The sequence below is a fragment of the Chitinophagales bacterium genome, from assembly GCA_016787225.1.
In the GTDB taxonomy this organism is placed as follows: domain Bacteria; phylum Bacteroidota; class Bacteroidia; order Chitinophagales; family JADJOU01; genus CHPMRC01.
Genome location: JAEUUY010000022.1, coordinates 14,514 through 30,289, shown reverse-complemented (window position 1 = coordinate 30,289; position 15,776 = coordinate 14,514). Strand labels below are relative to the sequence as shown.

The window sequence follows — 15,776 nt, the reverse complement described above, 5'->3', positions numbered from 1 at the left end:
TTTTGCAATAGCTTTTTTATTCACATCCTTTGCTTTAACTTCTTTGAGCTTGTTATTTTTCGGTGCTGCTTTTTTCGGTAAAGCTTTAGCGACTAATTTCTTAGCTGCAGGTTTGGAAGCTGCTTTCTTAGCAGCGGGCTTCACATTAGTTTTCTTTGTTGTAGCTTTTTTAGCTACTGGCTTTGCTGATTTTTTTACCTTTTTTGCCATGTTTATTACAATTTAGAAATTTCAATTTTTGTATTTAATTCGTTCAACTCTACCTCTAATGGAAGCTCCATAGAGGCCGAAGGCGCTATTTCATTGGCTAAAACCTCGGTAGAAATAAAGGTGCCGAATTTCTTTATGACCCTATCCATATTCGATTCTGGAGCGTAACTAATCTTTATACGATCTGTAACATTAAAATTTTGATCCTTACGATAGTTTTGAACTTTATTAATCAACTCTCGAGCGACTCCTTCATCCAATAAATCTTCTGTTAGACTTATATCTAGTGCTAGTGTGATTCCATTTTCAGATACTACTAAAAAACCTGGCATATCTGAAGTGCTGATCTCGATTTCTTCTTTGACTATTTCGTAGTTCGCTCCTCCTTCTTCCAATACTATTTTTCCTTCCTTCTCTAGGATATTGATTTTAGTCTGATCAAACTCTGTTATTTTCTTGGCTATAGCTGCCATATCTTTACCAAGTTTCTTACCTAGTAGCTTGAAATTAGCTCTTGCGCTTTTTACGAACAATCCTGAATTTTCATCCACATATTCGAAGTCTTTAATATTGACTTCTGCCTTTACGATATCTTCGATAGATTGATATAGTGCTTTATCCTGTTCGCTCAAAACGGGAACAATAACTTTTTGTAAAGGCTGACGCACTTTTATTTGTTCTTTTTTTCGTAATGATAAAATCATTGATGATACATCCTGAGCTAGCTCGACACGTCTCTCGAGATTAGAATCTATATAAGTCTCTTCAATAGGCCCCCAAGCCGTCAAGTGCACTGAGGTATGTCGAAGAGGAGTGTTGTTCTTTATTGCATTTTCTCGCAAAGGATTCGAAAGAGACCGATATAGCCACTCACTAAAGAATGGAGCTATGGGACTCATCAATTGTGCTACCATCATCAAACATTCATATAGCGTCTCATATGCTGCGCGCTTATCGGCGCTCACATCATTTTTCCAGAATCTTCTACGACAAAGTCTCACATACCAGTTGGATAAATTCCTGTCTACAAAAGTATCAATAGCTCTAGCAGCTTCCGTTGGTTCATAATTCTCAAAAGACGCTTGTACCTCTTTTTTCAGCGTATTCAATTTGGAAATAATCCATCGATCTAACTCCGTTCGCTCTGCTATAGGTGTCACATTCCTTTCATCTAAAATGAATTGATCTATATTGGCATAGAGTGTAAAAAACGAATATGTATTATACAGCGTTCCGAAAAGTTTTCGCTTGACCTCATCCACGCCATTGATATCAAATTTCAAATTATCCCACGGAGCAGAATTCGAAATAATATACCATCTAATAGCATCGGCTCCATATTTAGGGATAGCGTCAAAAGGATTGATGACATTGCCTTTGCGCTTTGACATTTTTTCGCCGTTCTTATCTAAAACAAGTCCATTAGACACCACATTTTTATAGGCGGGTTGGTCAAAAAGAATCGTAGAAATTGTATGCAATGTATAAAACCAACCGCGTGTCTGATCCACGCCTTCGGCTATGAAGTCAGCAGGATATGCTTGTTTGAATTTTTCCTGATTTGAAAAAGGATAGTTCCACTGCGCATACGGCATAGAACCACTATCGAACCATACATCGATCACGTCTTCTTCTCGCTTGAGAACTTGACCATTCTGAACCAAGGTAACTCTGTCTATATAAGGCTTGTGCAAATCTCCTTTACCTGCATTAATGTCCGATTTAAATTTTTCATTTTCGGATATCGCACTTTCTGTCAGAAGTCCACTTTCATTGGCTATATCGATGTGATTCAATAGATCTTGTTGACCACTAATACAAAGAATTTCTTCTCCATCTTTTGATCGCCAGATAGGTAAAGGTATTCCCCAAAATCGTGAGCGTGTCAAATTCCAATCTTGAATATTTTCTAACCAATGACCAAACCTGCCACTTCCCGTGCTCTCTGGCTTCCAATTGATTTTTTTATTGTTTGCTATCAATTTATCTTTAACAGAAGTCGTGCTGATGAACCAGCTATCCATAGGATAATAAATCACAGGTTTGTCCGTACGCCAGCAATGCGGATAACTATGCACATACTTCTGCACATTAAATGCAAGACCTTTTGTTTTGAGTTCTATAGCTATATCTACGTCTGGACTTTTGTAGTCCTTTTCATCTCTATAATTTTTGACAAATCTTCCTGATAGAAAGCCCATCCCTTCGATTAACTTACCTTCAGTATCGACCATAGTCAAACTACCTATACCATTTTCCTTGGCGACCTTACTATCATCCGCACCAAAAGAAGGTGCAGTATGCACGATACCAGTACCATCAGTCGTGGTGACAAAGTCTCCTGTAATTACCTGAAAAGATTTGCCATCTATAGCATGTGGACTATTGGCATCAAATGGTAAAAGCTGGTGGTACTCGATTCCTTTCAGCTCAGTGCCTAAAGCTGTTCCCTCGATAAAGTAAGTAAATGTCTTTTCATCTATATTCAGTTCATCAATTGACTGAACTTCTTGCTCTGATTTAAACCATTTCGACACCAAATCCCTTGCCAAAATAAAATTCTGTCTAGCTTTGGTGTAAGGATTGAACGATGCTACCAATGCATATTCAATTTTTGCACCTAGGGATAGCGCTGTATTGGATGGCAAAGTCCATGGGGTCGTAGTCCATGCTAGGAAGTGTGCATATTCTACTTGGGATTGAAATGCTTTGTTGATTTTATCTATGCAACAAGATTTTACCTCAAAACACGCGACAATAGTGGTATCGGTCACATCTCTGTAGGAACCTGGTTGATTGAGTTCATGAGTACTGAGACCCGTGCCTGCAGCTGGCGAATAAGGCTGAATCGTATAACCCTGATACATCAGATTTTTTTTATAAATTTCTGATATGATGTGCCATACCGACTCTATATAGCTATTCTCAAAAGTGATATATGGGTGCTCTAAATCTAACCAGAATCCCATGATTTTTGTAAGGTCATCCCATTGAGACTTAAATTGCATAACCGTCTCACGGCATTTGACATTATATTCTTCTATGGAAATTTTAGTGCCAATATCTTCTTTGGTAATACCCAGCTCCTGTTCTACTTTCAGCTCTACAGGTAGTCCATGCGTATCCCAGCCTCCTTTGCGCTCTACTCGGTATCCTTGTAGCGTCTTATATCTGCAGAATATATCTTTAATCGTACGACCCACCACGTGGTGTATACCCGGTAATCCATTCGCTGATGGCGGACCCTCATAGAATACAAAAGACTTATCTTCTGGTCTAGAATCTATCGACTGCTGAAAAATAGAATTCTGCTCCCAAAACTGGAGAACTTCCTTTTCTATCTCAGGTAGATTTAAACCCTTGTATTCTTTATATATCATTTCTAATCAGCGAATTAACCCTTCTCTTAAAAAAGGTGCAAAAGTACTGATTTTCAAATAAATTGGTAGATTTTTTTTAGAAACTATTTTATCCCTCTGTACTTGATTTACTGGGATTTAAGTCGCTATCATAGACGTAGTAAGTCAAAATACTGAAAAAAGGGAGCGCCAATACGAATAAGAAGCCACACGATAAGAAGGTGCCTAATGAAAAAATAACTATCTGAATGACCATAAGGAAAAGCAAGGTGAAGTAATTTCTCTTTGCCAGTTCAAAAGATTTTCTGTAAGCAGTCTTGATATCAAGTTTCTCAAAAATATAAAAATACTCTGGGAAAATGACAAAAGGATAACATAGCATAGTCAAGGTGACACTGAAAAAAGTACTGAGATAGAGATAGGGCGAAGGCAAATATGCACCGCTTTTCTCAGCATGGTAAAATAATTCAAGGTCAAATCCAAAAGCAGCTAACTCAAACTGTAGAATAATAATCATAGGCAATAATGCAATGAGAAACATCAAGTATTTAATACCCTGAACCTTATAAAAACGGACAATATCGCCATAAATATTGAAGAAATTTTTCCAGGTATGTTCCCCATATTTTTCCAGTCGGTGCATGTAAAAGGCAAAGGAAAAAAGCAAGGGACTGACCATAGCTAAGATAATCAGAGAGAGCTTATTTGACGTGACGGAAACGAAACCAACGAGAAGCAAGAGAACAAAAAGCACAAAAGAAAACGGAATCAAATGCAAATAATTCAAACGCATAAAATGCATGGTTCGCATGAAGATATCTTTGTATGTTTTTAGTTCCATTAAGAATGGTTGAAGAGTTTAAGGGTTGAGAGGTTTACAGGTTGAGATATAACTAAGTGCATTTCAATGACCACTGTTACTGACAACTGCGACTCTCAATAGCTATCGAGACTGACGGCTATAAATGTATCACTTCACCATAAGCAGCAGCAGTAGCTTCCATGACGGCTTCACTCATAGTAGGGTGTGGATGTATAGCTTTTAATATCTCATGACCTGTAGTTTCCAATTTTTTAGCGGCTACCATTTCGGCTATCATCTCCGTGACATTCATACCTATCATATGGGCACCCAATAATTCGCCGTATTTCGCATCATAGATGACCTTCACAAAGCCTTCCTTGGCTCCAGCTGCACTCGCCTTGCCACTCGCAGAGAATGGAAACTTACCTACTTTCAATTCATATCCTTTGTCTTTTGCCTCTTTTTCGGTCATACCTACCGAGGCCACTTCAGGCACGCAATAGGTGCAACCCGGAATATTTCCATAATCGATAGCTTCTACATGCATACCTGCTATTTTTTCTACGCAGGTGATGCCCTCCGCACTAGCCACGTGAGCCAGCGCAGGCGTATCGATCACATCACCTATAGCAAAAATACCTGCTACATTGGTTTGATAAAAATTATCGACCGTGATTTTTCCTTTTTCTGTTTTGATACCCAAGTCTTCCAAGCCTAAATTCTCAATATTCGCCTGAATACCCACTGCGGAGAGTACAATTTCGGCATTCATTTTTTCTAGACCATTTGCAGTTTTGATTTCTACCTCACATCCACCTTTACCCACAGTTACTTTTTCTACCGAGGCATTGGTCATAATCTTCATACCTTTTTTCTTGTAAATTTTCTCCAATTCTTTACTCACATCGACATCTTCTCTCGGCATGATGTTCGGCAAAAATTCTACCAAGGTGACTTCACAACCCATGGTATGATAGAAATAGCCGAATTCTACGCCTATCGCGCCAGTGCCCACAACTATCATAGACTTGGGCATTTTATCCAGCGTCATAGCCTCTCGGTAACCGATAACATTTTTCCCATCTTGTTTCAAATTAGGTAGCTCTCTACTTCTCGAACCAGTGGCTATGATGATATTTTTAGCCAAATAATCCTTCTTAGAGCCATCTGTAGCAGTCACCTCTACCACTTTACCTCTTTTCAGCTTGGCCGTGCCATTGATCACTTCTATTTTATTTTTCTTCATGAGAAACTGAACACCTTTGCTCATACCATCTGCCACTCCACGGCTACGACCCACCACCTTGGTAAAATCGGCGCTAGATTTACCTACCGTAATGCCATATTCCTCGGCATGATGTATATATTCGAAAACCTGTGCACTTTTTAGGAGAGCCTTGGTAGGGATACAACCCCAATTGAGGCAAACCCCGCCCAAACTTTCCTTTTCTACTACAGCTACTTTCATACCTAACTGAGAAGCCCGAATAGCCGTCACATAGCCGCCTGGTCCCGATCCTATCACAATGATATCAAAATTCATATCTTATAAAAATTATTAAATTTACTAAAAGGCAAAAATAAGCTTATTCGCTTAGTCCTTTTGGAATAATTATTGATTGCACGACATCTGAAAGGTATAGCTTAACATTCGTTTAATATTAAACGAAATGGAACTATATATTTTTGTACTTTAAATTTAAGAAGATTATGAAAAAGTTGATGATTCTAATGTTATTGCCTATAGGATTGTGGGGGCAGACTACAGTATTTAGTGATAACTTTAACACAAGCACTGGTTCTACATACACAAACGCTTCAAATAGTCCTATTGGAACTGATGGTAGATGGCGTCTAAGAAGATCAGGAGCTGATTGGGGGGCAAAAATTGATGCCAACATCCTCGATTTAACAAATGATGCTAGCGGTGCAGCTAATACTACAGGATGGGGGTTTGGGCACTTCAACAATAATACTCATGCAAGTTTTCCATGGAACTCTACTCTAAATGTAAATCCAGGAACTGTGACCTGGGAATTTAATATGAGACAAATTCGTACAGATCCCGCAGGATTCGTATCTGGTAATTATGGTGTTGCATTTATACTAGCCGGAACCTCTGACATACCCAATTCAAATGGGCAAGGATATGCTGTCGTATTAGGCCAAGGTGGCACTACGGATCCTTTAAGACTTGCTCATTATAATAATGGATTGAGCGGAACATTAACCGATATTATCACAAGTAATACGTCAGGATTAACAGATTTTGGAGCAGAATACTTAAGTATTCGTGTTACATATAAGCCAATCAATGATACTTGGGAGTTATTTATTAGAAATGATGGTGCCTCGACATTTGCTGACCCTACAACTGGTACACTGACCAGTCAAGGAAAGGTAGTTAATTCGACCTATACAGGCACTGCTAACATGAACTTTACAGGAGGTTATTGGCAAGGAAATACAGCGGCTAATCAAACAGCTTTTTTTGATAATGTATATATAAAAGTGGCATGCGAGCCCGAAATTAATGCGGCTTCAAAAACTGGACTTACTGTGAAATGTAGAGATGCAAGTTGGAAATATTATGGTGATAATTCTGGAATATACTTTGCCATAGATACCAGTGGAGTTTCAGGTCTAACTGGAGAAACAGTTGATATCTCGATAGATGGTACAGCTTTTTCCAGCAATTCCTCAAATGGTGCGAATCAAGAACATGCTAGCTTCTTTATGAAACGCGGCTGGGATGTGACCGCTCCTGCCTTTACAGGTGCTGCTAAGGTCAGATTTTACTATGAGTCCACAGACAGTGCGGATGCCGTAGCAGCTAGGAATACGGATTCTATAGCTAAAAAAACAGCTAACCCGAGCTCGCACCTAAGGAATACGCCATTTACATGGTTTAAGTCAAAAAATGCTGCCTATACCACATGGCGCTCCGCCAATGTGAGAGGAAATCATTTTACGGCGGGTACTTATGATATCTTGACTCCCACCTATGGTAGCCAGAATGGGGTGAGATATGTAGAATTTTCAGGTATTACCTCATTTTCAGGTGGTTCTGGCGGTGTAGGATTTGGACCTGGTGCTGGTGGTGGTTCTAGTGGTGTAGGCCTCCCTGTAACCTGGGCAGGCTTTGACGTAGTGACCACAGAGGCAGGTAATGAATTGATATGGAAAACTGCTTCTGAGCAAAATACGGACTTTTTCCAAGTGGAATATTCTTATGACAGTAAACAATGGTCCGTGGTCAGTGATCGGATAGCAGCAGCAGGCAATAGTGCCGACTCGAGAATGTATAATTATACACACAGCAATTTTGAGCCTTTTGTTTACTATCGCATCAAGCAGGTAGACCTCGATGGAAAGTTTGATTATTCGGGGATAAAACTAGCCAAGCGCAGCGCAGGACCTAGCTTTGTCGTCAAGGTATATCCTATTCCTATGGAGAATGATAATATTGTAAATGTATCGGTCAAAGGAATCGACAAGAGTCCAATGAATATTTCTATGAAGGATATGACAGGCAAGGTAATACGCAATATCAACTTCAAACCAAGCTCTGAGATTGTCGGAGAATCCTTTGATATGAGCCCTCTCACACCAGGTATCTACTTTATCGAAGTCCAGAATGGACAAGGTAGAGAAGTGTTTAAGGTGAGTAGGTAATAGAAGTCATATGTCTGTGGTCAGTTGACAGTCGCAAGTTACTAGTTACTAGTTGCTAGCGACTGCTAGAGTGCCTTTGTGGCTAAAAGAAACAATCTAGTTCTTCAAGCTTCTTCACAATTCAAATAATTTTCTTTAAATATTACTAAATAGTTATCTTTGTTTGTTCATTTTACAATAAAATAAGGTAGCCGATTTTTCTCTTGACAAAATCGTGTGTAGATTATACACTGTAAACTGAGAGGTATAAACAAAAAAATAATTATTTGTATGAAGAAAATTTACTTCAAAAATTTGTTGGCAGTTACTGCTATAACTACCCTAATGTGGGGGAATGTGTGGGGGCAGGTAACCACCAATAGTGGCTCTGGATTGGCAGCTACATATACCAGCTTAGCCAATGCCATTACAGCACTCAATGCGGCGTCGATTACATCTCCTGTAGTGATCACCCTGACTGGCAATGAAACGGCTCCAGCTGGTGGGTATTCTATCACGGCGCAGGGCACAAGTACGAATACCATTATAATTCAGGGTAGCGGTAGTACGATTACTGCAGGAGTAGGTACTTCTACAACAACCGATGCTATATTTAAATTAGTAGGTGCTGATTACATTACACTTCAAAATTTCACTATGCAAGAATCTGGGAGCAATACAACTTCTACCCAACAAGTAGAATGGGGAGTAGCTCTTCTACACGCATCGACAACAAATGGATCGCAAAATAATACGATTCAAAATAATACAATAACTCTAAATAAAACTAATCTGAATACTTTTGGTATCTATTCAAATAACAATCATAGTGCCACAGTCATAGGCACTACAGAAAGTGTAACAAATAACACTACTGGACCTGCAAGTGGTAACAAAATATATGGGAATACAATTAGCAATGTAAATATGGGTATTGCATTCATAGGAACCTCCACCGCAGCTAATCAAGATATTGGAAATGATATAGGAGGTACATCTACCACTACTGGAAACACGATTACAAACTGGGGTGGAGCTGCAGCTAGTAGTTCTTATATTTCTAATTCTGGCACATCATATTGTATCTACCTCAATCATCAAGTGGGTGAAAACGTTTCGTACAATACAATAACTAGTGCCACAATTTCAGGAACTAGTGTCACACTGAGAGGTATTTTTAAAGACTATGGAACAGCAGCAACACTTGTGGGCACTACGAGTATAACTAATAATACGATCACGATTACAGACAATTTTATTTCCGGCACTTTTGAACATATTCGTACTCAAGGAACTGTGGCTAATACATCTACGTGCAATCTAAACAATAATACTATACTCAATTCTTCAATGGGAGGGGCTTCATCGAGCACCACCATAGTAGGAATAGTAAACTCTTCAGCATGGGGAACATTAAATATAAATAATAACATTTTACGAGGACTCACCTCTACCGCTACTACAGGTGGTATTACGGGAATTTCTAACACTGGGGCAATAGTAACAGCTATCAATTTGAACAATAACCAGTTAGGTAATTCTAGTGGAAATTTTATCACTTTTAGTGCCGCTACCTCAGGTACTCTTTTAGGCATTACGAATGATGGAGGGGCTAGTACTTGTGCTTTGTCAATCTCTAATAATAACATTAGAGGTATTACCCATTCTGTGGCAGGCTCATCATCTCATACATATTTTAGAAATACAGCTACAACTTTATCTCAAAATATTAGCTTCGATACTTTTACGAACCTGAATGTAAATACTACGGGTTCTGTTACTTTTATATCAAATAGTGTAAATGCGCCTGCAGCAGGTTCAAAAATTATTAATAACAATAGGATAATGACTGCATTTAATAAAGCGGGAGCAGGTGGAACTGTTGCTTTATATACCGATGGAGGAATTTCTACATGCACCACACCTGTCCAAAACAACAATAATGACTTTTCAAATATTACTGTGACAGGTGCTACTACAATTACAGGTTGGTTTAATAATGATGGTACAGGGTCGACTCCACAAAAAACTATAACGGGAAATACTTTTAATAACTGGACTTGTGGTTCAAGTGCTGTGAATGTTCTGCAGAGTAATTTTGGTGGAACTACCAATGCTTCTTCCAATACAATAACGAATATATCAGGAACTGGCTCTATTACAGGTTATTTACAAGGGTCAAGTGGAACAATAACAACTCTCACTATTGGATCCAATACAATTACAGGTTTATCTTCAACTGGCTCTGGAGGGGCAGTAACTGGTATCAGTAATACCTCACCAGCCACCACTACAAATATCAATGCCAATACGATTAATAATTTGTCCTCTACCAGTACCACAGCTACAGTAGCAGGAATCTCTACAAGTGCATCCGCCAATATTTTTCAGAATACGATTAATACACTTTCCTGCACGGGAACTACCTCTGGAGTCACGAATGGGATAATGGTGACTGGAGGTACTGCAGTTAATATTTATAGAAATAAAATATATGATTTATCTACTACTGGGGCATTTACTACTACACCAGGCGTGAATGGTATTGTTTTATCAGGAACTACATCATCAGTTACTGCGCAGGTATATAACAATGTTATTGGAGATTTACGAGCTGCCGCAGCCAACTCAGCAGATGCTATACGAGGTTTATCTGTTACAGCTACAGGAACTACATCGAACTATCGATTATATAACAATACAGTATATCTAAATGCTTCTTCTTCTGGTTCTGCATTCGGCACTACGGGTATTTTTCATGCAACTAGTGGTACAGCTACTACAGCCGCTCTAGACCTGAGAAATAATATGGTAATCAATACCTCCTCTCCAGGATCGACAGGAGTTGTCACGACACTGAGGAGAAGTTCCACTGCATTAACCAATTTTGCTACAACCTCCAACCGAAATATGTATTTCGCTGGAACTGCGGCTGCTAACAGGACTATCATGACTGATGGCACAAACTTTTATCAAACCTATGGTACCTACTTTACAGCTGTGGGTAGTACAAGAGAGGCAAATTCATTTGTAGCTACGGTGACTCCTGCTACCTATTTTGCATCTACTACAGGAGCGCACGATACATTTTTAAAACCTGCTTTTGGTACGACCACCCAAGCAGAGAGTGGGGGAGAAACGATCGCGCTTACCTCATCGGATTATAGTGGAGCTACACGCCCAGTTTCACCAGGTACAGCCTACGATGTCGGCGCTATCGAATTTAATGGTATATCACCGGCACCTTCTATTAGTTTCGCCACAGCATCACCGTCGCTGACTAGTCAGTGCGCTGCAACGGCGCGTACGATCAAAGTACGAATTACCACGCCATCCCCTACAACTATCACTGCAGATACACTATTTTATAGCTATAATGGAGGAGCTACTACAGCAGTTCCTGCCGGCACTTTCATATCGCCGGATACTTTCCAATATACCATCCCTGTAGCCTCGCCTACCACTGCTATTGTAGCATGGTCGGTCAAGGCTGTAAATTCTGCTAGCCTTAGCACTACATTTTCGGGTACATCTTATTCGGATGAACCCAATACAGGCATTACCGCCACCGCATCTGCTACGGCTACTTCGGCTTGTGCGGGTAGTCCAGATACGTTGAGAGTGGTATTAGTTTCCATACCTTTTACAGATCTTTTTAATAGTTCCCCTACCACTCAATTTTCTCTAATCAATACTGCTGGCACTGGAAGTGCGACACAGAATAGTACCTACTTTTCCGAGGGAGCTAGTTCAGTATTGTTTAATACAGCGAGTACAAGCGCAGATGTTCAATTCACTCAGACTAATAGTATCAATATGGGTAGTCCAGCAAGTGCGCAGTTAACTTTTTATCATATCTGTGCTACTGAAGCAGGCTGGGATTATGGATATGTGCAGTATTCTACGAATAATGGTAGTAGCTGGACCTCATTCCCAACCACGAGCTATGCTGGCACTGGTACGTTAAAGAATTCTGTGGTTAGCTTTGACAAGTCTAGTTACGCAGATTGGAATACTCAGTTTACAGCAGTTGCTTCCACGCCAGGGACAGGGCCGGCTACTTCCCTTTGGAAGAAGGAAACTATCAATATACCAGCCGCTGCACTATCTAGCTCACAGTTTAAAATTAGATTCAGAATGACGACAGATGGAAGCAGTAATTACTATGGTTGGCTAATAGATAGTCTTATGATACGATTATTACCTACCCCTACCTCTCACAACTGGATTCAGAATAATACGACAGTGGTATCTACTGCACATCCATATACATTCTCTGTAGCAGCTGGTTCTAATGGTTACAAAGATTCGGTCATTATCAATAATTGCCCAGTGGTATCAAACACAGTGACCATAAATAATAGTGTACCTGCTTTTGCATTTACTACAGTGAGTTCGAGCAAAGGGGCTAGCTTCTGTGCCAGCGATGCACCTACAACATTATCGACCAATGCTAGTGGAGGTTGTACTCCTTACACCTATAGTTGGTCAGGACCAGGTGGAGCTTCGGGCACTAGTGCTACACTATCTGCCAGTGTCACAGGCACTTATAATGTGACCGTAACAGATAATGCAGGCACCTCTATTACCCAGAGCATAGCCATTACTGTGAATAATCCTACCCCTAGTGTAACTCCGCAGACAAAGTGCTCGGGTGCAACGACATTTACTCTAGGAGCAACGGTGGCTACGGCAGGTGACTCTCTGCTATGGTATGCGTCAAATACTTCAGATACAATTTTGGCCACAGGAGCTAACTATACAACACCAAGTATTAGCTCTACAACGACTTATTATGTAGAAGAAAGATCGGGTTTAACAGCAGGATTAGGGAACACCTCAACTCCTGTTACGACAGGTGCATCTGCGGAAAGAGGTATAATCATACGCGCAACATCTGCATTTCGATTAGTTTCCGCTCAATACTATTCCACAGTCACGAGTACATCTGGGTCAGTAACGGTTCGCCTATTAGATAGTACCACAGGAACACAGATATATACCAAAACAATTAATATGACCCATGGTGCCGCCTCAGCATGGTACACGATGAATCTAGATTGGAATATTCCTGTCGGTAGTTATAGACTATTGGCTGCATTTTCGACTATTTCTGTCAGCAGACATGGAACAGGTGTAGTTACTTATCCATTTGCTTTAGGGTCTGTAGGTCAGATAGTGGCGGGATACGATGGAGCAGTGAATACCTCATATAATTATTTTCACAATTTAAGTATCCAAACTGGGTGTACTGGCACTCGTGTGCCAGTTACCGCTACCTTAAACACCCCACCTGCTTTGGCTTTAGATTCTCCTAATTTCTCAGTCTGTAAAGGAGCTACCTCTGCGACAGTTAGTGCTACATCTACTACTGTAGGTAATTATACGACCTACTCATGGAGCCCTACTACTGGTGTTACTAGTCCGAATTCATCGAGTACGACATTCACTCCTACGGCCACTACAGCTTATACCTTAAGCGGTACAGATGGCACCTGTAGCAGAACGGCTTCTATTACCATAACCTCAGCAGATACTCCTAGTCGCCTTACACTTTCACAAGGCATGTCTAAGACAAATTGTAGTGAGCGAATTGATAGTTTGATGGTGAGTGGGGGGTTTGTAACTCAGTCTGGTAAAATCGGTTCAGGAACCGCCACTAATACTTCGTCTACACCTTTTAGGAGATGGTTTGGTGGAAGTAGGTCTCAAGCATTATATACACCTGCTGAATTGACTGCGCTAGGGTTAGTAAATGGCAGCATAATTTCTTCGATAGGTTGGGTAGCACTTTCAGGTACACCTGCTGCTATGGGTAGCACCACTAATTTTAGCATAACAGCAGGATTTGTAACTGCTGCTACTCTTGGAGCGGCATTTATTACAGGAGATAACAATACTGTTTTTTCAGCTTCTAGTTATGTTCCTTCCACTGGAATAGGCAATTTAGACTTTGCTCTTTCGACACCACTCACATGGGATGGTAGCTCCCATCTTCTTGTAGCTTCGTGCTTTAATAATAATGATGGCGGAGGTGTTAGTTCTAATAATATTTCCGTAGAGTCAACTACTGTAGCGAGTGGATTAAATCTTTACTTGTCACAAGATAACAATGCAACCGTATGTACCAATACTACAGCACCTACAACAACCACAAACAGACCGAATCTGCGATTAACATATTCTGTGCCGAATGTTACTTGGTCTCCTACTTCAGGCCTATTTACCAATAGTGCTGCCACGGTTCCATATTCATCTGGTCATGCTGCTAAACTTTATACCAAAAATACATCTACTACCAAGTATTATGCACAGTCGCAGCTAGGTAACTGTATCGTCAGAGACAGCATCATAGACAGTGCGAATACGGCTGCGAATATGGTGACCTTGGTAGGTGCAACCACATCTAGTGCGATAGCGCAGTGCACCGATGGGGGCTGGACCTATTATGGTACAGCGGCAAATCCTGATAAATTGATTTTTGCTATTCAAAAGGGTTCTTCAGGCTTGACGGGTGAATCCGTTTCTATAACTGTAGATGGCACTAATTTTAGTAATTCCTCATCGAATGGTGCTAATCAGGAGCATAAGAGTATATTTATGAAACGCAGCTGGGATGTTACGGCTACACCAGGGTTTACTCCTCCTGTAAATGTGCGCTTTTTCTACGATGCTACCGATAGCTCTGATGTCGTGGCAGCGCGTGATGCGGACTCCGTCACTCTCAAAGGGTCAAACCCGAATTCCTTGTTAAGAAATACACCATTTACATGGTTTAAGTCAAAAAACACAGCTTATACCGCATGGCGTTCTACCAATGTAAGAGGTAATCAATTTACTGCGGGTACTTATGATATATTGACTCCGCTGGGCTATGGTAATCAGAACGGAATACGCTATGTTGAATTTGCTGTATCTTCCTTCTCTGGCGGTACAGGTGGTGCTGGTTTCGGCCCTAGTGGCGCAGGAGGAGGTGGCGTAGGTCTCCCTGTAACCTGGGCAGGCTTTGAGATAGAGACCAAGGAGATAGGAAATGAACTCACATGGAAGACTGCCTCCGAGAAAAATACAGACTATTTTCAAGTAGAATATAGCTACGATGCACTACAGTGGTCAATCATTAGTGGTCAGATACCAGCAGCAGGAAATAGTGCGGATTTAAGAACCTATACTTATACGCATAGTGATTTTACACCTTTCATTTATTATCGTATCAAGCAGGTGGATCTCGATGGGCAGTTTGAGTATTCTGTGATAAAACTAGCCAAGCGCAGTGAAGGACCTAGCTTTGTCGTTAAGGTGTACCCTATCCCTATGGAGAATGATAATATCGTAAATGTATCGGTGAAAGGAATTGATAAAAGCTCTATGCATATATCTATGTCGGATATTACTGGTAAGGTGATACGAAATCTAAACTTCACACCTAGCACAGAGTATATTGAAGAATCTTTTGATATGAGTCCTCTTGCGCCAGGAGTTTACTTTATCGAAGTCCAAAACGGACAAGGTAAGGAAGTGTTTAGGGTGAATAGGTACTAGTTACTAGTAACTAGTAACCAGTGACTAGCTACTGTTGGCTCAGAATTACTTTCCTTAGCGCCTTTGTGGCAATAAATTGAGAGTGGGCAGTTGTCAGTAAGCATTTGTCAGTGGGCAGAAGTCAGTCGCTAGTAATACCGTTAGCGTATTAGTAATAGTCCAATGTCGCATGGCTCATTACACTAAACAAATACAGCTACGGCATT

5 protein-coding genes are annotated in these 15,776 nt (G+C 40.4%); 2 read left to right on the top strand and 3 right to left on the bottom strand.

Annotated features, from left to right (window positions below; all coding sequences use genetic code 11):
* Positions 1-215: 215 nt before the first annotated feature.
* The 3 genes from JNL75_07975 to lpdA form a co-directional block, all read right to left on the bottom strand.
* Positions 216-3,590, bottom strand: a complete 3,375-nt coding sequence (locus JNL75_07975; GenBank protein MBL7789745.1) for an isoleucine--tRNA ligase — start codon at positions 3,588-3,590, stop codon at positions 216-218.
* Positions 3,591-3,678: 88 nt separating this feature from the next.
* Complete coding sequence (locus JNL75_07970; GenBank protein ID MBL7789744.1) at positions 3,679-4,410, bottom strand: hypothetical protein; 732 nt, start codon at positions 4,408-4,410, stop codon at positions 3,679-3,681.
* 118 nt (positions 4,411-4,528) lie between these two features.
* Entirely contained in the window at positions 4,529-5,917 is a 1,389-nt protein-coding gene (gene lpdA, locus JNL75_07965; GenBank protein ID MBL7789743.1) for a dihydrolipoyl dehydrogenase, read from the bottom strand.
* A gap of 167 nt (positions 5,918-6,084) precedes the next feature.
* Between lpdA and JNL75_07960 the strand changes: the two genes are divergently transcribed.
* Positions 6,085-8,049 (top strand): T9SS type A sorting domain-containing protein, encoded by a 1,965-nt coding sequence (locus JNL75_07960; GenBank protein ID MBL7789742.1) that lies wholly within the window; start codon positions 6,085-6,087, stop codon positions 8,047-8,049.
* A 270-nt stretch (positions 8,050-8,319) separates the two neighbouring features.
* Entirely contained in the window at positions 8,320-15,570 is a 7,251-nt protein-coding gene (locus JNL75_07955) for a T9SS type A sorting domain-containing protein (GenBank protein MBL7789741.1), read from the top strand.
* Positions 15,571-15,776 lie beyond the last annotated feature (206 nt).

What these genes read in the sequence shown, in the direction of transcription:
- JNL75_07970 (MBL7789744.1), bottom strand. Translation starts at nt 4,410, where the DNA reads ATGGAACTAAAAACATACAAAGATATCTTCATGCGAACCATGCATTTT.
- JNL75_07975 (MBL7789745.1), bottom strand. Translation starts at nt 3,590, where the DNA reads ATGATATATAAAGAATACAAGGGTTTAAATCTACCTGAGATAGAAAAG.
- JNL75_07960 (MBL7789742.1), top strand. Translation starts at nt 6,085, where the DNA reads ATGAAAAAGTTGATGATTCTAATGTTATTGCCTATAGGATTGTGGGGG.
- JNL75_07955 (MBL7789741.1), top strand. Translation starts at nt 8,320, where the DNA reads ATGAAGAAAATTTACTTCAAAAATTTGTTGGCAGTTACTGCTATAACT.
- lpdA (MBL7789743.1), bottom strand. Translation starts at nt 5,917, where the DNA reads ATGAATTTTGATATCATTGTGATAGGATCGGGACCAGGCGGCTATGTG.